The 21,696-nt window shown below is 61.8% G+C and carries 16 protein-coding genes and 2 pseudogenes; 9 read left to right on the top strand and 9 right to left on the bottom strand.

What is annotated here, in order from left to right; all coding sequences use genetic code 11:
- Window positions 1-10: 10 nt before the first annotated feature.
- The 8 genes from BBJ41_RS36810 to BBJ41_RS36775 form a co-directional block, all read right to left on the bottom strand.
- Entirely contained in the window at window positions 11-1,687 is a 1,677-nt protein-coding gene (locus tag BBJ41_RS36810) for a GMC family oxidoreductase (RefSeq protein WP_069751193.1), read from the bottom strand.
- A gap of 184 nt (window positions 1,688-1,871) precedes the next feature.
- Complete coding sequence (gene mdtD, locus BBJ41_RS36805; protein WP_069751192.1) at window positions 1,872-3,287, bottom strand: multidrug transporter subunit MdtD; 1,416 nt, start codon at window positions 3,285-3,287, stop codon at window positions 1,872-1,874.
- Window positions 3,288-3,440: 153 nt separating this feature from the next.
- Window positions 3,441-4,784, bottom strand: coding sequence for a serine hydroxymethyltransferase (locus BBJ41_RS36800; RefSeq protein WP_059667899.1), 1,344 nt, complete (start codon window positions 4,782-4,784; stop codon window positions 3,441-3,443).
- 162 nt (window positions 4,785-4,946) lie between these two features.
- The gene (locus BBJ41_RS36795) at window positions 4,947-5,882 is read right to left on the bottom strand and encodes an alpha/beta fold hydrolase (protein WP_069751191.1); all 936 of its coding nucleotides are present in this window, start codon (window positions 5,880-5,882) and stop codon (window positions 4,947-4,949) included.
- Between the two features lie 17 nt (window positions 5,883-5,899).
- Complete coding sequence (locus BBJ41_RS41890; protein ID WP_083282144.1) at window positions 5,900-6,532, bottom strand: acyl-CoA synthetase family protein; 633 nt, start codon at window positions 6,530-6,532, stop codon at window positions 5,900-5,902.
- A complete protein-coding gene (locus BBJ41_RS36785) occupies window positions 6,504-8,930 on the bottom strand; it encodes a non-ribosomal peptide synthetase (protein WP_083282143.1) in 2,427 nt (808 codons plus the stop codon). Before BBJ41_RS36785 ends, BBJ41_RS41890 begins: the two co-directional genes overlap by 29 nt.
- A gap of 47 nt (window positions 8,931-8,977) precedes the next feature.
- Window positions 8,978-9,199, bottom strand: a complete 222-nt coding sequence (locus tag BBJ41_RS36780) for an MbtH family protein (protein WP_069751188.1) — start codon at window positions 9,197-9,199, stop codon at window positions 8,978-8,980.
- A 74-nt stretch (window positions 9,200-9,273) separates the two neighbouring features.
- On the bottom strand, window positions 9,274-10,737 hold the full coding sequence (locus BBJ41_RS36775) for an acyltransferase domain-containing protein (RefSeq protein WP_083282142.1): 1,464 nt from the start codon (window positions 10,735-10,737) through the stop codon (window positions 9,274-9,276).
- 221 nt (window positions 10,738-10,958) lie between these two features.
- On the opposite strand from BBJ41_RS36775, the pseudogene BBJ41_RS40950 reads away from it, so the two are divergent.
- Window positions 10,959-11,094 (top strand): annotated as a pseudogene (locus BBJ41_RS40950) (transposase); the annotation flags it as partial.
- Between the two features lie 469 nt (window positions 11,095-11,563).
- A pseudogene (locus tag BBJ41_RS36770) lies at window positions 11,564-13,962 on the top strand (penicillin acylase family protein).
- A gap of 155 nt (window positions 13,963-14,117) precedes the next feature.
- On the opposite strand, the gene BBJ41_RS36765 reads toward BBJ41_RS36770, so the two are convergent.
- Entirely contained in the window at window positions 14,118-14,876 is a 759-nt protein-coding gene (locus tag BBJ41_RS36765) for a response regulator (protein ID WP_069751186.1), read from the bottom strand.
- Between the two features lie 327 nt (window positions 14,877-15,203).
- Here BBJ41_RS36765 and BBJ41_RS36760 point away from each other — a divergent pair, with 327 nt between their 5' ends.
- The 7 genes from BBJ41_RS36760 to BBJ41_RS36730 are packed head-to-tail and all read left to right on the top strand — an operon-like array spanning window position 15,204 to window position 21,674.
- Window positions 15,204-15,839, top strand: a complete 636-nt coding sequence (locus BBJ41_RS36760) for an energy transducer TonB (protein ID WP_069751185.1) — start codon at window positions 15,204-15,206, stop codon at window positions 15,837-15,839.
- Between the two features lie 55 nt (window positions 15,840-15,894).
- Entirely contained in the window at window positions 15,895-16,683 is a 789-nt protein-coding gene (locus BBJ41_RS36755) for a MotA/TolQ/ExbB proton channel family protein (RefSeq protein WP_069751184.1), read from the top strand.
- A gap of 3 nt (window positions 16,684-16,686) precedes the next feature.
- Complete coding sequence (locus BBJ41_RS36750; RefSeq protein ID WP_069751183.1) at window positions 16,687-17,118, top strand: ExbD/TolR family protein; 432 nt, start codon at window positions 16,687-16,689, stop codon at window positions 17,116-17,118.
- Window positions 17,119-17,146: 28 nt separating this feature from the next.
- Window positions 17,147-17,575, top strand: coding sequence for an ExbD/TolR family protein (locus BBJ41_RS36745; protein WP_069751182.1), 429 nt, complete (start codon window positions 17,147-17,149; stop codon window positions 17,573-17,575).
- A gap of 45 nt (window positions 17,576-17,620) precedes the next feature.
- Window positions 17,621-18,961 (top strand): MFS transporter, encoded by a 1,341-nt coding sequence (locus BBJ41_RS36740; protein ID WP_236872170.1) that lies wholly within the window; start codon window positions 17,621-17,623, stop codon window positions 18,959-18,961.
- Window positions 18,954-20,003 (top strand): dipeptide epimerase, encoded by a 1,050-nt coding sequence (locus BBJ41_RS36735; protein WP_069751180.1) that lies wholly within the window; start codon window positions 18,954-18,956, stop codon window positions 20,001-20,003. The genes BBJ41_RS36740 and BBJ41_RS36735 overlap by 8 nt, the downstream gene beginning before the upstream one ends.
- 9 nt (window positions 20,004-20,012) lie before the next feature.
- On the top strand, window positions 20,013-21,674 hold the full coding sequence (locus BBJ41_RS36730) for a serine hydrolase domain-containing protein (protein ID WP_069751179.1): 1,662 nt from the start codon (window positions 20,013-20,015) through the stop codon (window positions 21,672-21,674).
- The last annotated feature ends 22 nt before the right edge of the window (window positions 21,675-21,696 follow it).

Raw genomic sequence — 21,696 nt, 5'->3', positions numbered from 1 at the left:
TCGGCCCGGGTCACGCCGGGACTGCGGAACCAGGGTGCGCGGCATGACTGGCGTCAGGCTCAGGGCGCGTCGACAGATACGCCCGAATCAGATCCGATGCCTTCTCGCCAACCATCAGCGTCGTTGCATTGATATTGCCCGCCACCATGCGTGGAAAAACGGACGCGTCGGCAACCCAAAGACCATCGACGCCGCGCACGCGCAGATCGGGCGTGACGACCGAGGTGGCGTCGCTCCCCATCCGGCACGTCCCGGCCGGGTGATAAAACGGTCGCGTGGCGCCTCGCACATAGGCGATTTCAGCGTCGCGCCCCGCATCGACCGGCGGCAAATCGGGAAACGACACCAGATCGTTGCTGAACGGAGGCGTCGAAGCGATACGGCGCAGCATGGCCAAACCTCGCAGCAGCGCTTCAAGATCCCTGGGGTCGGACAGCAGTTGCGGATGGATGGCGAGCGGCGCGGCGGGATCCGCGCTGCGTAGCGACAGATACCCACGGCTTGCCGGGTGATTGATATTGACGAGCAGCGTGACCAGATTGCGCCGTGGGATGACACGGCGTGTGCCCTGTATCTTGCTGCCATATGCAAAAAACAAGATTTGCAGGTCCGCCTCGGTCACGCCCGGATGCGAACGGCAGAATGCCAGAACCTGGGCGGCCGATGCGCTCAAAGGACCTGATTTGAACAGAAGCCACCGCGACACCTGCACCGGAATCTGCCACCGCGTCGCGTAGCGGTTGATGGTGGGAACATTCATTTCCGCCTGCACATACAGGCCCGGATGCTCCATCAGGTTGCGGCCGACTTCGGGGCTATCGACCAGGGTCCGCACACCGGCCCGGGCCAGTTCCTCTGCCGGCCCAATCCCCGATAGCATCAGCAACTGCGGCGAATTGATCGCGCCAGCGCACAGAATCACGCCACGACGCGCACGTAACGTCGTGCGCTGGTCTTTCTGCCTGCTCCGCTGAACCACCACGCCCGTCGCGCGCCCATTCTCGATCACGACGCGCTCCACCAGCACCTCGCCCCACACCGTCAAATTGGGTCGTTCCAGATTAGGCGCGATATAAGCGTCATAGGCAGTATGGCGCCGGCCGCGGTTGATTGAACCATCGCTCCAGCCCACGCCCTCGTGCTCGCTGCCGTTCAGATCGTCGCTGTAGGCGATCCCCGTCGCCACGGCCGAATCAATGAATTTCCGGGACAGCGGATGGCGCCACCGAAGTGCACTGACACGCAACGGCCCCTGATGACCACGCAACCTGCCGGTACCTTCATCCGCCGTTTCCATGCGTTGAAACAACGGCAATACGGACTGCCAGTCCCAGCCCGCATTGCCGAGGCCAGCCCAGGTGTCGTAGTCCGTGGGAGTACCGCGAATGAACACCATGCCGTTGATCGCGGTCGATCCGCCAAACGTCCGCCCACGCGGCCACAGCTCCGAAAAGCCGTCCCGGGTAGGATCCGGCTCCGAGCGATAGCACCAGTCATACTTCGGTTTCCCGACGGTATGCAACAGCGAAGCTGGAATACGGGTAATGCCCAGCCGGTCGGCAGACCCTGCCTCGAGCAGCAGCACCGAGATATCGCGGTTTTCCGTCAGGCGTGCCGCGACGACGCTCCCGGCCGCACCGGCCCCAACCACGATGAAATCCACTTCGCGCGCTTGATCTGATTTCATTTTCTAAAATATCCTGATCTTTATTTTCATCATCACCGGATAAATCAGCCTCCAGAGGAGGAATCTGCTTGAATCTCCGCTGAAGCTATTGAAAAAAATCCAAGCGGCATGACCCGTCGCCATCGTCAATGCAGTCCGTGTCAGCGGGATCCGGCCGCGCTTCAAGTCTCTCCTGGCCGCCGGTCTACTTGCTCCTCGTTGAATGGCCGTCCGGCTTGAGCTGCGCGAAGATCCACGCGGTGGCGGCGGTAACGACGCCAACACAGAGAAACGTTGCATGGAAGGCGGGCAGCGTATCGATCGCCGCCAGATCCGCAAGGCGCCCGGTAAACAGGGTTAGCAACGCACCGGCGACGGTTACACCCAGGCTCAACGACAGCATCTGGACGAGCGAGAACAGGCTATTGCCGCTACTCGCCCCGGTGGGGCCGAGATCCTTGAGTGTCAGCGTATTCATCGCCGTAAACTGGATCGAATTTACCGTCCCGAACACGGCCAGTTGCACAAGCCGCAGCCACATTGGTTGATCGGCACTCGTCAGCGCGAAGCTCGCAATCACGGCGCCGACCAGGAACGTGTTGATCACGAGCACGCGTCGGTAGCCGTATTTCTTGATCAACCGCGTCACGATCGGCCGCGCGGTCATCCCTGCCGCCGCGACCGGCAGCATCATCACGCCGGCTTCGAGCGCCGAATAGCCCAGGCTCACTTGCAGCAATAACGGGATCAGATACGGCATGGCGCCGCTGCCGATTCGGGCGAACAAATTGCCGAGCACCCCGACACTGAAGGTGCGAATTTTGAAGAGATCGAGCGGAAAAAGCGGCTGCCGCGCACGTGCCGCATACAGCCCGTAGCCAACAAAGGTCGCCAGGCTCAGTAATAGCAGCCCGAACATGGTCGTTCGCTCGATCCCGAACTCGGAACGGCCATCGAGCGCCACCGAAACCGCCACCATGCTCACCGCCAATAGCAGGTAGCCCTTCACATCAAAACGCCCGGTATTCGGGTTACGGCTGTCCGGCATGAATATCAGCGTCGCAATGCAGCCCAGTATGCCCACCGGCACGTTGATCAGGAAAATCCAGTGCCATGATGCAATCTTGACCAGCCAGCCGCCGATCGGCGGCCCGATGAGCGGCCCGATCAAACCCGTCATGGCAACGAGAGACAGTGCCGGAAGAAAGCGCTCCGCGGTGAATGCGCGCAATAGCGCGAGCCGCCCAACCGGCAACAACATCGCGCCTCCCGCGCCTTGCAAGCTGCGCCAGATCACGACTTCCGTCAGCGTATGCGCATTCGCGCATAACAGCGAACCCACCGTAAACAGGAGAATCGCCGCGAAGAACACTTGCCGTGTTCCGAACTTATCCGCAAGCCACCCCGATCCCGGCACGATCACCGCCATGGTCAGGGAATAGGCAATCACGACGGATTGCATTCTCAACGGCAGCTCGCCGAGACTGCTCGCCATCGCCGGCAACGCCGTGTTCACGATGGTTGCGTCCAGCGTCTGCATGAGAAAACCAATGGCAACGAGCCACACCATCACATCAAGCGATCGGGAGGACGGAGCGGCGGCTGCGTTTGTCATGGACATGGTTCGTCGCGTATTCCTACGCTGTGTTTGAAAGGAATGGATCGGCCTGCACCATTCCAGATTTATTTGATAAAGACACGGACTGCCATCAGACGCGTGCCGTGACGCACCGGGCTCTTATGCATCAAGGGCGCCACGGCACTGATCGCACATTCAGCGCACGTATCCCGGGAGCGGAAACTTGTCGCAGATCTTCTGTACCTCTTGGCGTGCAACCTGCCTTTCGCTCGAATTCAATACGTATTCCCGATCACCGCTGGAGTCGACGCGCCGCAGAACGCTCACGATCGTGTGACAGATGTCGCTCATCGCTTCAGCCGTCATGCGGCGCGCGGCCGCACTATTGGTGCCAATGCGGATTCCACTGGCAACCGTCACGGGCTTGGTGTCGTTCACGATCCGATTTTTATTCACGATAATGCCGCATTCTTCCAGCGAGCGCTGAGCGACGATACCGGTTATGCCGAAGGTCGTCAGAACGTCGATGATGACAATATGGTTGTCGGTTCCGCCGAACATCACGCGTGCGCCCAGATACTCCAGCGTCTCGGCCGCAGCCCGCGCAAGCTCGCGAATATCGTGCGCCAGATCACGGAATTCGGGTGTCGCGGCCCTTCCGAGCGCGCGCGCCTTCGCTGCGATCTTGTTGACCGCGGGCGCCCCTTGATAAAGCGGGAACACGCCTCGATCCAGTTTCTCGGTCAGCGTCATACCGGAATCGTTCACCGTGACGGCGTGATCCTTGCCGCACAGGATCAGGCCGCCGCGAGGGCCGTAGAGCTGCTTGTGGGTGCACATCGTGGTCACATGCGCGATGTCCACGGGTGACGGATGCTCGCCGGCGGCCACCAGGCCGGCAATATGCGTGATGTCGGCCAGCAGGAATGCGCCGACTTCATCGGCGATGTCGCGAAAGCGCGAAAAATCGAGCGTCCTGGGATAAGCGGTGGTACCGGCGATGATGAGTTTCGGCCGATGCTGAAGCGCCAGTTCGCGCACCGCATCGTAGTCGATGTATCCATTCTTTCCCACCCCGTACGGAATGGAATTGAAATGCTTGCCCGATACGTTAACCCTCGACCCGTGGCTCAAATGGCCACCCGCATCCAGATCCATTCCCAGGAGCGTATCGCCCGGCTGAAGAAGCGACGCAATCACGATCTGATTGGCGATGCTCGCCGAAAGCGGCTGCACGTTCGCATACTGCGCGCCAAATACCTGACGCGCGCGCTCAATGGCCAACCGCTCGATCTTGTCAATCACTTCGCAGCCGGCATGATAGCGAGCCCCGGGATAGCCCTCCGCGGTGACGTTGTCCAGGAAGGCTCCTTCGCATGCCAGTACGCTGATGTCGGCAATGCTGCACGATGCCACAAGCGCCAAGGTACTGTGCTGACGGGAAAGCTCTTCGCTCAGCAGACCATGAAGTTCCGAATCGGCTCTGTACAAACTCGCCTGAGCTTCCGAGGAGAATCTCTCAAGAACGTTGGTAGACATAGCATTGACGCCGGCTTGCCGGCGCCCTCCTTAAGAAGAATGTCAGTTGGCAGATCCAGGGCGAGCCTGAACACTCGCCCGCCGTGGATCAACGATGGCGCCCGCGATCGGCGCCATCCCTTCAAATCGACTCACCACTTCAATCCCATGATCACGGCGGCTTTATTCGAGGCTTCCAGCCACAATGTCCGCCACTCGTCCCGATGCCGTACTGACGAAGTAATGCCCGCCCTCGACAGTGTGGATTGCGATGCGGCCCGATACCCTTTGCCAGACTTGCTCGTGATCCTGGTGCCCTTCCGTCAACGGATCGTTGTCGCCCATCAGGACGGTCAGAGGCGCCGCCAAAGGCTCGCGAGGTTGCGCCAGGATGCGCTTGAAATGCTCGCGAACCAGGCGGCTGTCGCGCTGGAACTCACGCACCATGACTTTCCAGTCGTCGACGTTGCTGCTTTCCTCGGTCCCGCCCAGGGCCGCGACGAATTCAACGATCTCTTCTTCGGTTTCGCGCGGCTGGGTGAACGGTGACGGAATCCCCGGCGGCATGGCCGCGGCCAGAAACAGACCACGAACCTTGTGTCCACGCCTTTCCAGCTGACGAGCAAGTTCGGCCGCGAGCGCCGTGCCGGCGCAATGGCCATACAAGGCGATGTTGCTCAACTCTTGCGTGGACAATTCATCAAGACATTGCCCAGCAATGGCCTCCAGCGTGACGGCCGGGTTCTCGCAATCTGCCGGAGGCGGCATCGTCACGACCGCCGTCGCAACACCGCTCGGCAACGCGCGCGCCAGCCCCCGGAACACGATTGCACTGCCACCGGCATACGGCACGCATAGCAGGGTCAAACGCGAGACGCCGTTGGCCGGGAAACGGAATATCCGCGACTCCGCGGGACGATCGTCATTCGACAGCACCGCGGCCTGCGTGCGCACCGTGCTATGGCGCATGAACTCAACCAGGGAAAGACGGCGGGGCAGCCGGTTGACGATCAGGGCCGCTTGCAAGGACGTGCCGCCCAGGTCGAAGAAGTCGTGATCGATGCCGAACTCCTCGTGCCCGAGGGCCGATGCCCATAGCGTATGCAGCGTGCGCTCCATCACCGTTCGAGGGCCGGTCAGCGCGACTTCGGCCGACGTATCGATCGCGGGGGCGGCAATGCGGTGCGCAATACCTTGCCATTGGGGGACAACGGTAGCCGCTCGAGCAACACGTGGTGCCGAGGCACCATGTACGAGGGCAAGCGCTCGAACAATGCATTGCGTGCGCGCTCCCAGTCGAAGCCCTCGCCTTCCGTCACGATATAGCTCACCAACCGGGGCGGGGCATCTGTCGGACGGTGCAATGACGTGACACAAGCCTTTACGCCGTCCAGCGCAACGAGCGCGGCATCGATCTCGCCAAGCTCCATGCGCACACCGTTGATCTTGACCTGGAAGTCGGCGCGGCCCAACAGTTCCAGCGTGCCTGCGTTGGTCCAGCGCGCAATATCGCCGGTGCGGTAGATGCGTTCACCCGGAACGCGCGAATACCGGTTCGGGACGAATCGGGTCGCACTCAGTTCCGCCCGATGAAAGTAGCCCCAGCCGACACCGACACCGCCGAGATACAGGTCGCCAGCCACGCCGATCGGGGCAACACGCATCCTGTCATCGAGCACATAGGCCGTTTGATTCGCCATCGCCACGCCATACGGGATGCTGCTCCAGTTCGGATCGCGTTCACCGACGACATGAATCGTGGAATCCATGGAGACTTCCGTTGCGCCCCCCCAGGCTCACCACGACCACGTCCGGGCCGGCATATCGGCGCAGATCATCGGGCACGGTGAGCGGAATCCAGTCGCCGCCGAGGAGCGCGAGACGCAACCTGGGAGCGGCATCAATAGCCCCGCGCTCGAAACGCTCCAGCAGCGCGCCAAGCAATGCGGGAGCCGAATGCCATATCGTGACGCCGTGGCTGCGGATCAATGCCCCCCACTCGTCCGGTTGCGGCAGCGCGCCACCCGAAGGCATCACGATCGTTCCGCCCGCCATCAGCGTACCGAAGACGTCGTACGCACACATATCGAAGCTGGGTGACGACACGGCCAGCACACGATCGCCCGGGCCGACCTGGAAGCGCGTATTGAAATCGTGGAAGTTGTTGACCCGGCCGCGATGGTCGAGCATCACGCCCTTTGGCGCACCGGTGGAGCCAGACGTGTAGATGAGATAGAGCAGATCGTCGGACGAGACTTCGAGGTCGAGATTCTCGTCCGGATAGTCTGCGATCCTGTCCGTCTCGTGATCCAGGCTCAATAGCGTCACGCCATCGATCTGATCGCCCAACTTTTCGAGGAAGCCGCTTTGCGTCACGACCAACCTTGTTTTCGAGTCGGACACGATATAGCGCACCCGCTCGAGCGGGTAATTCGGATCAATCGGCACATAGGCCGCGCCGCACTTCACGATGGCCAGCAAAGCGATCGCCATCTCGGGAGTCCGTTCGAGACTGACACCCACCACGTCGCCTCTGCGCACACCGAGCCGGCGCATATGGCGCGCCAACTTGTTGGCGTCCCGATTCAGGTCTCCATACGAGATCACCGTGCCGGCCGTCTCTATCGCCGGCGCGTCCGGTTGCTCACCCGCGCGCGCCTCGATGAGACCGTGAATGCAGCGATCGTGCGGGAACTGAGCCGGGGCCTCATTCAACGCGAGAATCGCTTCAACCTGATGCTGCGGCAACACGGTGACGTCTTCGATCGACACATGCGGATTTGCGATGATTTCGCCCAATACGTGAACATATTGTTCGCACATCCGCTGGACGGTGCGCTCGTCGAAGAGATCGACGTTGTACTCAAGCATGCCAAAGAGTTCTTCATCGATCGGACGCAGGTGCAGAAGCAGATCATATTGCGCGATCAACTTCTCCGGCATGATGCGTTGCATCCGCAAGCCGGGAAATTCGCCCTCGTCCCTATCCTCGTTGTGATGGACGATCATCACCTGGGCCAGCGGGTTGTAGCTCAGATCACGTTCTGGTGCGAGCGCCGTGACGAGCCGATCGAACGGCAGGTCCTGGTGGGCGAACGCATTCATCGTCGTGTCGCTCACCCGACGCACGAGATCGACGCAGCTGGGTGAATCGGAAAAATTCGTGCGCAGCAACAGCACGTTGATGAAGCATCCGATCAAATCCTCGATCTGCTTTTGCTGGCGCGTCGCAATCCCCGTACTGACGATCAGATCTGCCTGGCCGGTCAGACGGTACAGCAGCAGCTTCAGGGCGGCAGCCAGCACCACGAAGGTCGACACACCGGTTTCGCGAGCAAAGGCGCCGATTTGCGCGTGGGTTGCCGCGTCGATGGTGAATACCGTGGTATTGCCGCGAAAACTTTGGACCGGCGGACGCGGACGATCGGTCGGCAACGACAGAAAGGTCGGCGCGCCCTCAAGGGTCCGCTTCCACCATGTCAGTTGTTCGTCGAGCTTGGCCTCCACTTCTTTCGAGCGCTGCCAGCTGGCGAAATCGCCATATTGGATCGATAGCGGAGGCAGCGGCGCCCCCTGACCCAGGATGGTCGCGTACCAGGCGGCCAACTCCTTGACCAGTACCGTGCGCGACCAGCCGTCGAACACCATGTGGTGGTTGAGCACCAACAGCCACCATCGTTGCTCGTCCAGCCTGATGAGGCGCGCGTGGAAGACTGGGCCGTCCGACAGGTTGATAGGTTCCCTGACCGCACGCTCCGCCGAGATCGTGGCAATCCGCTCTCGATCTTCAACCGGGAATGACGTCAGATCCTCGATGGGTAGCTGCACACCTCGCGGTGCCTGGACCACTTGACGAGGCTCGCCGTCGACCATGCGAAATACCGTGCGCAGAATCTCATGCCGTTCGATGACGTGTTCAATGGCGCGCTCCAACGCCCGGGTATCGAGCTTGCCTTGAAATTCAACGGCGATCGGCGTGTTGTAAAGCGCGCTTCCCGGATGGAGCTGTTCGTGATACCAGAGCCGAAGTTGCGCGAAGGACAAAGGCGCAGGACCGTCGTCGGTGCGGCGCGAAATAGCCTGATAACGTCCTGCCGCGAGCCCCCGCCTTTCGAGGAGATTCCGTGCCAGTTGCTGTCTCTCTTTCGAAAGAAATTCTGTAGCCATGCTGAATACTCCGAGTAGCCAAGATAGTTTTTATTTTCGGACGCGGCCTACAACGTGGCGTGCCCATCCATCTTTCGAATCAATGAAGCCGGACGCAGATCGATCCAGACCGATTCGATATGGCGCAAGCAGTCCGCCCTCTGCCCGCTTACCCCGGTCGTTCGCCAGCCGATGGGCACATCCCAACGTTCCGGCCAAATGGAGTACTGCTTTTCCTCGTTGACAACTACGTCAAATCTCTGCCCATCGCTCTCAAATATTGATGTCATGATTCGTCATCCGAATTGAATTTTTCAAAGCTTTCACCTACCCGCTATCCAACGCCCCAAACCCTGGCCCCGGCTCAGCCATACGCCATCGCCTCTCCGGCGATGACACATCCCAGCTCCTCGTCCGACATCTCACTGACTTCGCGTAACGTTGCCGCTATGGATTCAATGTCAACGTCGGCTGCCCACCCCGCGGTCACGATCGCTTGGGCGAGACTTGATATCGTTGGATGATCGAAATGGAAACCTAGCGGGAACTCGAATTGAAAATGCAGCTGCAACTCGGAGTGCATCCGGACCGCCAGCAATGAATGACCGCCCAGATCAAAGAAATTATCGACGTGATCAATCCGGTCCCGGTCGAACATCTCCTGCCACACGCCGCGAATAATGAACTCGGTATGGCTTTCCTTCCGCGCGGCCGTCGAAGCGATGGCTGGGTGATCTGGCGCGTCATGATCGAGCGGCGCCGCTGTCTCCAGATCCACCGCGCCCTGCTTGATAGTCACACCCAGCGCGATCAAGGTTTTGATCGCATCCTGGACCACGACCCGGTTATCACGCGCGTCCCTCGCATGCTGACTGAAGCTGACGATCTTCGCCTCCGGCACGCTGGAGGTGACAAGATTCGCGAGTCCGTTTTGCGGGCCAATTTCGACGAACAAAACGGCCCCCTCCCTGGCTACGGCGCTGACTGTGCTGGCGAAACGGACCGGCTCCCTGAACTGCCGGCGCCAGTAAGTCGTATCGACGATGGCGCCGGCAGGTTGACAAGTCGCCGTAACCGTAGAGATCCATGGAATCCGCGTTGCCTGGAGCGAGCATTTGGCGAGCGCTGCTTCAAACTCAGGCAGCAACGGTTCAACCAGATGACAATGCGACGCGGCACCGTAGCGAATACGGCGGTAAGACACGCCTTCAACGTTCAGGCGCTGTGCCAATGCGTCGATCGCGACGCATGACCCGGCGACGCCATTCGAGTGCGGCCCGTTGAAAGCGACGATGGCCGTGTCCTGGTCAAGAAAGCGACTCAAGGCGGCAGCGGATGTGCCGATGAGCAGCATCGCGCCAGGTTCGGGCAGTTGTTCAAGCAGCGTACCCCGGACATGCATGAGCGTCAGCGCGTCGCTAAGCGTCAGCGCTCCCGATGTCACCGCACTCGCATATTCGCCCAGGCTGTGGCCTATCACCGCATCCGGCGTGACGCCAATACTGGCGAGCAGTCGCACCATCGCGTACTGGTATACGAAGGTACACACACCAGAACGGCTCGGAGACTGAATCGCCGCTGTAACCCACTCGTCGCCGGACGGCGCGATAAAGGCGGGGAGTACATCATGCGCGCCATTGCTACGCAGTAACTCGCGGCAAACATCTACCGCCTCGCGAAAAACCGGATGGTGGCAGTAGAGTTCACGCCCCATGCCCGGATACTGCACGCCGCCTCCTGGAAATAGAAATACCAGACGTCGCCCGGCATCGATATCGATACCAGCTTGACGGCATTCCAGAAAATCCAGTGAATCGCGCTCTTTCATTTCCTCTTACTCCAGTTCGACCTAAGTGGATCAGTATCCGGAATGAACAAACAGGAAGTTACAAAGGCTTGCGCAAAAAAATATGATTCCAGGGAGAATTTCTCAGATTGATTCACAGAGAACAAGCTAGCGATTTTTATAGGCGACGTATTTTCGCGCTGCACCGGCCAGCATTTTGTAAACATCTTAAGGTCATAATTTACGGTAACCGAGAGGCCTGAATGAGCGGCAAGCGGTACACGAACGAGTTCAGGATCGAGGCAGTCGAGCAGCTAACCGGGCGAGGTTGCTCGGTCCCAGACGTGGCGCAGCGATTGGGCATCGCGACGCACGGCCTGTATGCCTGGAAGGCTAAGTTCGAGAAACCTGATGTCGTGCGCCAGACTGAAGGGGCAGGCACCGCTAGTCGAAGTGTGGAAACCCGCTTGCGATCTATCATCTGTAGAGTTGGAGCAGCGCTACGCGACAAACGGCTCACGAGTGTCCATGAAACGCTGGCGCCCCACTCGGCCCGCGATACGCTTACAGTTATTTCAATTAGATTACATCGCGAAGTTGCGCAATACGCGCCAATTATCCGGAAGACAGAAGCGAATCGCTTTAACTACCGAAACCTGATAACAATATAACTCGCATGAATATATACAAGTCCGCAAAACCGACATCAAAACAGCGATGCCTGCCGACGGGACTTGAATCGCCCGGCCGGCGCTGGCGCGAGAGGCGATCCGGGAGCCTGACGGAACCTCGTTCCCTCGTGGTGAGTTGCATTCACGCTATCCGGTCACGCGTGAAAAACTTCCTCAAGTTGCTGAAATTTTCGGGACTGGCCTGGTTGATTGGCTCGATCTGCAGTATCGGGCACGCCAAGGAAGCCCAGGTTCAGGTCATTGCGCTGGAGGGACTGACGCTGCCCGCAGACATTCTGGTTGATCATTGGGGCGTGCCACATATTTTCGCTGCCTCGGAAAGCGATGGCTTTTACGTACAAGGCTTCAACACGGCACGTGACCGGTTATTCCAGATCGATCTCTGGCGTAGGCGCGGACTGGGTAAGCTTGCCGAGGTATTGGGTCCAGCCTACATCGAAGAAGACAAGGCAGCGCGCCTGTTTCTTTACCGGGGCGACATGAACGCCGAGTGGCAGCATTACGGCTCGGACGCGAAGCTCGTCGCCACACGCTTTGTTGCCGGCATAAACAGCTACATCGACTGGCTCGTAAAAAATCCCGATCAACTGCCCTATGAGTTTCGAAAAGTTCACTATTGGCCTGAGAAGTGGTCGGTCGACGACGTGGTGCGGATTCGCAGCAACGGACTTACGCTGCATCTGAATGGTGAAGTCGCGCGCGCGAAGGTCGCATGCAAGAGCTCGATTCATTTCGATTCGGTACGGTTCGGCCTTCAACCGGCATGGCAAACACGTGTACCCGATGGACTTGACCCGTGCCTGCCTGACGATGTGCTCAAGGTTTTCTCCCTCGCCACACAAGGCGTGCATGTCTCACGCGAATCGCTCAATGGCATGGATACGTCGAGCACGGCGGTCGCGGTCAACGACAACCTTGAAACAGCGACGCAAGGCAGCAATAACTGGGTCATCGCACGAGGAAAATCCGCAACCGGCCGTCCGATCATGGCCAACGATCCTCATCGCGCGTATGCCGCGCCCAGCCTGCGGTATATCCAGCAGATCAGCACGCCCACTCTCGACATCATCGGCGGCGGGGAGCCATCGGCGCCCGGCATTTCAATTGGGCATAACGGCACGATCGCATTCGGGCTCACGATCTTCAACATCGATCAGGAAGACTTGTACGTCTACGATCTGAATCCCGCGAACCCGCAGCAGTATCGCTACAAGGGCAAGTGGGAGCCCATGAGCGTAGTACGGGAAACGATCCCTGTACGTGGCGCTGCGCCCGTTATCGCCGATCTGGCCTTTACGCGACATGGCCCGTGATCTATACCGAAGCCGCGAAGCATCGCGCATTCGCCGTGCGCACAGTGTGGCTTGAACCGGGCACCTCACCTTACTTCGATTCCCTGCGCTATCTGCATGCAAGAAATTTTGATCAGTTCAAGCGCGCGCTGTCGACCTGGGGCGCCCCTCCCGTGAATCAGGTTTATGCGGATACCCGCGGCAACATCGGCTGGGTGGCAAGCGGGTTGGCCCCGAAACGTCCCAATTGGGACGGCCTGCTACCCGTTCCGGGTGACGGCCGATATGAGTGGGCCGGGTTCTGGCCGCCCAACGACTTGCCGTCCACCTACAATCCCCGGAAGGGATATTTCAGCACGTCAAATGAAATGAACCTTCCATACGGTTATCCCTACTCAAAGCGCAAGCTCAGCTTCGAATGGTTCAATAGCTCGCGTCACCAGCGCATAGAAGAAGTGCTGAGTCAGCTACCCAAGGTGTCGATCGAGGATTCCGGGCGCCTTCAGAATGACGTTGAATCCATCCCGGCACGCCGTCTCGTCAAACTGATTGCGCCGCTATCCAGCCAGGACCCGGATACGCGCGCCGCCCTTGCGATGCTGAAGGGATGGGATGGACGATTGGACGCAGAATCCGCGCAAGCCGCGCTCGAGGAGGTATGGCTCAGCCACTACCTCGGCGCGGCGTTCAAGGACGCCGTCCTACCCAAAGCGGCTGCGTCCTCTTTCGGTTCTCCCGATACAGCAGTCATGCTTGATTCGCTTGAACATCCCGAGGCCCGCTTCGGCGAGCATGCGCATACGAAACGCGATGCCGTGCTGCTTGAAAGCCTGCGCGATGCCCATGCCGAAATGGTGCGCTTGCAGGGGCCGGATCCACGCCAGTGGCAATGGGGAAAGCTGCAGACGAACGTCGACAAGCATCCATTCAGCGACATTGTCGACGACGATATGCGCAAGAAAATCGACGTTGGCCCCGTCGGCAAGGGAGGAGGCCCATACACACCGAATCAGTCGACGTATCGTCCGAGCGACTTCAGGCAGATCAACGGGCCGTCGTTCCGTATCATCGTGGACGTTGGCAACTGGGACAATTCTCTCGCCGTCAATCTGCCCGGGGAATCTGGCGTTCCAGACAGCTCGCACTACCGCGATCTGGCGCCACTCTGGTTAAACGGCCACTATTTCCCGCTCCTTTATTCACGAGCGGCCGTTGAGGCCGCAACCGAAACGCGCATCCACCTCGTGCCTAATGCACCGACGCAACGTGCGTCTGATCATTGATTTGTATTGTCAGCTTGTTCGCCCAGGTCGCCTCGGCCTGGACGCGCGCCTCTCGCTTTTGAGTCGCATTGCGATGGTAACGGCGGCCCATGAACAGAATTGAACCCGACTGCACCGGCAACCCGATTCCATCGTTCGTTCAGCCGCCACGGCCCCTAACGATGACCGACATCCAGCATGTAGCCTTCCCCGCGAATCGTGCGAATCAGGCGCGGCTCCTTGATGTCCTCGCGCAATTTCTGACGCAAGCGTGATATCTGCACGTCGATGCTGCGGTCGAACGTGTCGATCGACTTCCCGCGCGCGGTATCCATCAGGTATTCGCGGCTCAGTACACGCCCCGGCGCGGCAAGGAAGGCGTTGAGCAGGCGAAATTCCGCGTTCGACAACGGAATGACCGTGTTGTCGGCAGCAATCAGGTGGCGGCCGATCTGGTGAAGCCGCCATCCGGCGAAGCGGCTTTCCTCCTGCGCCCTCGTCCGACCTTGTGTTTGCGCGCGCACGCGGCGCAGGATCGTCTGGATGCGCGCGACCAGTTCGCGCGGCTCGAACGGCTTGACGATATAGTCGTCGGCACCCAGTTCCAGCCCGACGATCCGGTCGGTCATCTCGCCGCGCGCGGTCAGGATGATCAATGGAATCTCCGAAGTCGCACGAATCTCGCGGCAAAGATTGAGGCCGTCGTCGTCCGGCAGCATCAGGTCGAGCACCACGAGATCGAAACCGCCCTCCCCGAGCGCGCGATGCATTTCCGCGCCGGTGCCGGCTTGCGCAGTCGTCATGCCGAAGTCTGCAAGGCAGTCGCACAACAGGCTGCGAATTTGCGAGTCGTCGTCGACGACGAGAATACGAATCGCTTTGTTCACGGCGTCTTGTCTCCGATGTTGCGGCGCTGAGATGTGCCCCGCACTCATTATTGCTCGTCAAATATAAGGGCTTTTTGCACGATTTGTTGCAGCCTTGAAATAATTGCCCCCGCACCTTGCCCCACAAGGTCATCCGGAAAAATCGGGACGCGCGAGGAGGGTTCGGGTCATGGATAACCCGCCCGGTATTTTCCCGGAGTAGCGCCGCCGCGCATCGTCCGCCTTCCCCGCCCCGCCTGGGTTTGCGCCTCGTGCCGCAACATCGTCAGGCCAGAAAGACTTTGTGTCAGCGCAGATACAAAGCCGATATGAAACAGAAATGCCCGGGTTTTAACGTGGCTCCCAGGTCATATCGAGGCAGGAGACACGCGGGACATGAACTATGCACAACCCAAGCCGCCCGTCCGGCGCATTGGCGGCATCGCGTTCGTGGTCGGATTGCACGCGATGATCGTCTACGCGTTGCTCACCGGTCTCGCGACGAAAGTCGTGGACGTGATTCGTCGGCCGATCGAGACGCGCATCATCGAAGAGATCAAGCCGCCGCCCCCACCACCGCCACCGAAGCGGATCGCACCGCCGCCGCCGAAGCACGTCGCGCCACCGCCGCCGTTCGTGCCGCCACCCGAAGTGCGCGTCGCAGCGCCTCCGTCGCCGAACGCGATCACCACGCAGTCGACCACGCCCGCACCGTCGGCGCCCGTCGCGCCGCCAGCACCGCCCGCCGCTGCCGCGCCGGTGTCGACGAGCGTCGGCGTGGTGTGCCCGAACTCGACGCAGGTCCGCGCCGCGATTCGCTATCCGCGTGAAGCGCTCAAGGACAACCTGACCGGCGACGTCGTCGTGACCTTCGTCGTCGGCACCGACGGCAACGTCAAGGACCTGAGCGTGACGCAGTCGGCCGCGCCCGTTCTCGACAGGGCCGCGGAAAACGCCGTCAGGCAGTTCCACTGCGTCGCACAGGGCGAGGAAGTCCGCGTGCAAGTGCCCTTCTCTTTCAAGCTCGATTGAGGCTGCCCTCGACAGCTGTTCTTTTTTACCTGGCAACGCATTTCAGGAGACGTTCATGATCAATCGCACCCGCATGGCCGCCTTGGTGACGGCTCTGTTCCTCGCGGCCAGCGCCGCTCACGCCGCTACCGATACGGTGGCGAATCCCTACGGCCTCGATGCGCTCTGGAAGGGCGGCGATTTCATCGCGCGAGGCACGCTGCTCATTCTGGTCGTCATGTCCATGGGCAGTTGGTACATCATCGTCGCGAAACTGCTCGAGCAAACGCGTGTGCTGCGCCGTGCGAAGGCGGCGGAGAAGGGTTTCTGGAAAGCGGGCAGTCTCAACGAAGGCACGCGTCAGCTGGACGCCGGCAGTCCGTTCCGCTTCATCGCCGAAACAGGTCTTGCGGCATTCGATCATCACGAAGGCGCGCTGCTCGAACAGGTCGACCTCAACCATTGGGTCGCGGCAGCCATCGAGCGCGCGACCGTGTCGGTCTCGAGCCGCTTGCAGGACGGCCTCGCGTTTCTCGGCACCGTCGGGTCGACCGCGCCGTTCATTGGCCTGTTCGGCACGGTGTGGGGCATTTATCACGCGCTGACCGCCATCGGCATCGCGGGTCAGGCCTCGATCGACAAGGTCGCGGGGCCGGTCGGCGAAGCGCTGATCATGACCGCGATCGGCCTGGCTGTCGCGGTGCCCGCCGTGCTCGGCTACAACTGGCTCGTGCGCCGCAACAAGGCCGTGATGGAGCGCGTGCGCGGGTTTTCGACGGAATTGCACATCGTCATCCTGACCGGCACGACCACGGCCGGGGCTGCCGCCGCGACCAAGGCCGCGGCCCTCTCCCGCGTGGGGTAAGCCATGGCCATGACCACAGGATCCCGCGACGGCGACGATCACGACGAGACCATGTCGTCCATCAACACGACGCCACTGGTCGACGTGATGCTGGTGCTGCTGATCATCTTCCTCATCACGATTCCGGTGGTATCGCACACCGTGCCGGTCACGCTGCCCAAGGAGACCGTGCAGCCGCTGCAGACGACCCCGCAGAACGTGATTCTCGCCGTCACGAAAGACGGCGACGTGTTCTGGGACGAACGGCGCGTACCCGACGCGGCCACGCTCGTCGAGAAACTCAAGACGGTCGCGGTGCAATCGCCGCAACCCGAAGTCCACATCCGCGGCGATCTCGACGCGCGCTATGCCGCGATCGGCCGGGTCGTGTTTGCCTGCCAGCGCGCGGGCATCGCCAAGGTCGACTTCATCACCGAACCGCCACCGCGCCAATGATCCATTCAGATCGACAAGGAGACCCGAGATGGCCATGACGATGCCCACCGGCAACGCAGACGAAGCCGATGTGATGATCGAGATCAACACCACGCCGCTCATCGACGTGATGCTCGTCCTGCTCATCATGCTGATCCTCACGATTCCCGTTCAGACGAACGCGGTCAAGCTCGACATGCCGACCGGCGCACCGCCGTCGCAACCGCAGACACCGCCCGTGGTGCAGATCGACATCGCGGCCGACGGCACCGTCGCATGGAACGGCGAGACGCTGGGTTCGCGCGAGCAACTGGAAACGCGCTTGCGCGACGTAGCCGCCAGCCCCGCGCCGACGGAACTGCATTTGCGGCCCGACAAGGCGGCGCCTTACCGCGCCGTCGCGATGGTCATGGCGTCCGCGCAGCGGCTCGGCGCGACCCACATCGGGCTCGTGGGCAACGAGCAGTTCATGCAGTAACCGCTTTCTCATCACAGAGCCCTCATGTTCGACTCCAACCTCGACTTGCCCGCCCCCGAGGCGGCCCAAAGCCCGCCATCGGATTCCCCCGCCGGACCGCTCGCGTGGTTCGGTCTGGCGATTCTCGTGATCGTGGCGTTCTTCGCGTTCGTCGACCGTCAGATGCTGATCCTGCTGACGGAGCCCATCCGCCACGATTTCGGGCTGACCGACACGCAAATCGGCCTGATGCAAGGCGCGGGCATCGCGCTGTTCGCAGGCGTGGCTTCGTTGCCGATCGGCTGGATCGCCGACCGCGTGGATCGCCGGATGGTGCTGGTCGCGTGCGTCCTCGTCTGGAGCGCTGCCACCGCGATCTGCGGCATGACCACCCACTTCTGGCAGTTGTTCATCGCCACCGTCGGGCTGGGGATCGGCGAAGCCGGACTGGTGCCGGTGATCTACGGCCTGATTCCCGATCTCTTCCCGGCGCGCCAACGCGTGCTCGCCAATGCGATCTTCGCGCTGGCCAACCTGTTGGGCGCAGGTGCGGGGATGGCGCTCGGCGGCGCACTGATGCACGGCATCGCGGCGGTGCACGGCGCGTTGCCGGCCGGGCTCGCCGATCTCGCGCCGTGGCGGCTCGCGTTTTTTGCCGTGGCCTTGCCGGCCCCCGTGCTGGTCGTGCTGGTTCTGCTCATTCGACCCGGAAGGCACGGCGACACGGAAGCATCCGCAACGCGTCACCGGCCTAGCGCGCCGCTGCCGTCCGCACCGGTCTACTTCCGGCGCGAAGCCGTCATGATGCTCAAGTTCTTCGGCGCCATCGGCCTGGTCAACCTGTCGTTCGGCGGTGTGGCGACGTGGATGCCGGTCGTGGCGGTGCGGACCTTCGGCGCGACGCCGGCCGAAGCCGGCGGCGGCATGGGCGTGGCGGCGATGGCCGGCGGTATCGCGGGGTGCGTGCTCAGCGGACTCGTTGCCGGCCGCATGAGAGCGCGCTTCGGCGTGCTCGCGCCGCTGCGTGTCTGTGAATGTGGCGCGCTGGCCGCCGGCGGCCTGTCGTTCCTCTATCTGGCCGTGGGCTCGCTTACGCCGGTCTACGCGCTCTTCGGCGCGCAGCTCGCGTGCATGGTCGCAGGCATGGTGCTGTTTCCCACCATCATGCAGAACATCTGCCCTGCCCACCTGCGCTCGCGCGTGGCGGCGATTGGTGCGCTGACGTCGATCGTCGTGCAATCCGGCAGCCCGGTGTTCATCGGTTTCATGTCGGATCGTCTGCACGCGTTCGGCCAGGGTTTGCTGTGGTCGATCGTCTGCGTGGCGGCGTTCGGCTTCTTTGCCGCCTGCATCTTGATGCGCGCGGCGGGCCGTGGTGTGCGCGAGGCAATCGAACGCTATGCGTAATTCTCTTCTTCCTCCCTATTCCATGTCACCTCGCACGCTCTCACTCTCGCTGCGTATCGAACGTTGGCCGCTGGCCGTTCCGTTCCATATCACCGGCCACGTCATCGACGCCGCTCGCGTCGTGCGCGTTACCGTTGACGACGGACATCACGCCGGCAACGGCGAAGCATCCGGGGTCTTTTACCGTGGCGAAACACCCGAATCCATCGTCGCGCAAATCGAGAGCGTCCGGGCGTCGATAGAAGCGGGGATCACGCGCGCGCAGTTGCTCGACGTACTGCCGCACGGCGGCGCACGCAATGCGGTCGATGCGGCATTGTGGGCGCTTGAATCACAACAGCAAGCCATGCCCGTCTGGCGCATGGCGGGCCTCTGCGCGCCGCGCCTGTTGCTGACCACGATGACGATCGGCGTGGACACGCCGGATGCCATGGCAGCGGCCGCGCGGATGCTGCCCCACGCCCGGGCGCTGAAGGTCAAGCTGGACGGCAGCGCCGCCGACGCCGCGCGTCTCGCGGCAATCCGCGAGGTACGCCCGGAAGTCCCGCTCGCCGTCGACGCGAATCAGGGCTGGTCGCGCGCGCACTTCGACGCGATGATCCCCGTGCTGCAACAGCTTGATGTCCGCATGCTCGAACAGCCGTTTGCGATCGGCGCGGACGCCTGTCTCGAACATGTCGATTGTCCGATCCCGCTCGCGGCCGACGAATCGTTTCAGGATCTCGGCGATCTGCCCGCCGTCGCGCGCCGCTACGACATCGTCAACCTCAAGCTCGACAAATGCGGCGGCCTGACGCGCGCGTTCGACCTGGCCACGCGTGTACGCGAAGCCGGCTTGTCGGTGATGGTCGGTTGCATGGCAGGCACCTCGCTGGCGGTCGCTCCCGCCTTTCTGCTCGGGCAACAGTGCGATCACGTCGATCTGGACGGACCGATCTTCCTCGCACGCGATCGCGAGACGGGTGTCGCCTACATCGACGGCCTGCTGCACTGCCCGCCCGGGAGCTGGGGCCACGCGGGCGTCACGGCTTCCTCTCGCTGAGCGATCGACATGACATCGGATTCATCCGCCACGACGGCACAGCTCGACGCACTGTTCGCGCCTTATCGACGCGCCGATGCCCCCGGATTGATCGCCGGCATCGTCCATCGCGGCCAACTGTTGTATCGGCGCGGTTTCGGCATGGCCAGCCTCGAACACGGCATCGCCAACACGCCGGCCACGCGCATGCGCATTGGCTCGGTCAGCAAACATTTCACTTGCCTCGCCGTGCTGCTCCTGTGCGAGCGCGGCGCTGTCGACGCCGACGCCCCCATCGGCGCGTATCTGCCGGAGCTTCCGCCGGCCGCGGGCCGGCCGACGCTGCGGCAACTGATGTCGCATCGCGGCGGGCAGCGATGCGCGCTGGACCTTGCACTGCTGACGCAGGGTCTTGCCATTTCGCCGCATGGCGCGCTCCTGGCGTCGCAGCAACGTCAGCGCGATGAAAACTTTCCGCCGGGCGAACGCATGATGTATTCGAACGGCGGTTATCACCTGCTTTCGCTCGCCGTCGAACGTGCGAGCGGGATGTCATTCGACGCATTCCTCACCACACATATCTTCAACCCCATGCGCATGCGCGACACCGCGTGCGTACCCGACGACATGACCATCGGGCGCGGCATCGCGACGATGCATGTTCCTGACGGCAAGGGCGGATTCCGGCGCGGGATCTTTCCGTCGTGGGAACTGCTGGGTGAAGGCTCGATCGTCTCGACCGTCGACGACATGTTGCGATGGACCGCGCACCTGCGATGCGGCAACAAGATCGTCGGCAGCGACGATACCTGGATGCAGATGCTGGCTTTGCCCGTATTCTCCAGCGGTGAGCGCAGCCAATACGCGCTCGGTCTCAAGCAGAGCCTCTATCGAGGTGTCGAGCTGATACACCATGCCGGTGGCGTCGTCGGCGGGACTTGCCAGATGCTGCTGTCGGCGGCGCACGGGCTCGACGTCGTATTGCTCGGCAACGGCGCACTCGACGCACCGCTCGAACTGTCGAAGCGTATCGTCGACATCGTGCTCGCAGGCGAGCTTGACGGCGATGGCCCGCCTGTCGCGGCGCGCGCTGCCAGCCATGTGGCACGCCTCGGCAGCTACCGGTCGTCCAGCACCGGCGCCGTGTATGCACTCGAAGATCATGAAGGCGCGCTGGTGTTGACGGGGCCGCTTTGCCCCGCACCGTCGATGCCGCTCTACGACAGCGCCCATGACCTGAACGACGTCGAGATCGAAGCGGGCGGCGACGGGCCGCTGGCGTTGCGCTGGGGATCGTCTTGCACACCGGACGATCTCTCCAGCCTGCGCATCGTGCATTGCGGCCATGTCGAAACGTTCGCTCGCCTCGGCGAAGCGCCGGCGATGACGCCGTCTCTCGTCGCCGCGATGTCAGGCACATTCGCGAGCCACGACGCCAATGCCCGCGCAATCATTCGACTCGACGACGAAGCACTCGTGCTTCGCATGCACGGCGCGGTGGGCCGTTGCGACTACCGCCTCACACCGCTGGCCGACGATGTCTTCGGACTGGTGCCGGTCGATCCAATGGACGTCATGACCGGAATCGTCACGCTGACACGCGACGCAACGAGCGCAAACATCAGCGGCTTTCTCGTCGATACCCAGCGCACCCGGAATCTGGCCTTCACACGGGTGCAGGCCGATGCCTGATACCTGCCGGCGCACGAACAGC

Origin of the sequence: Burkholderia stabilis (assembly GCF_001742165.1) — a bacterium.
Lineage (GTDB): Bacteria > Pseudomonadota > Gammaproteobacteria > Burkholderiales > Burkholderiaceae > Burkholderia > Burkholderia stabilis.
Note: the sequence above shows the minus strand (reverse complement) of the source record. Positions and strands in the feature narration are given on the sequence as shown.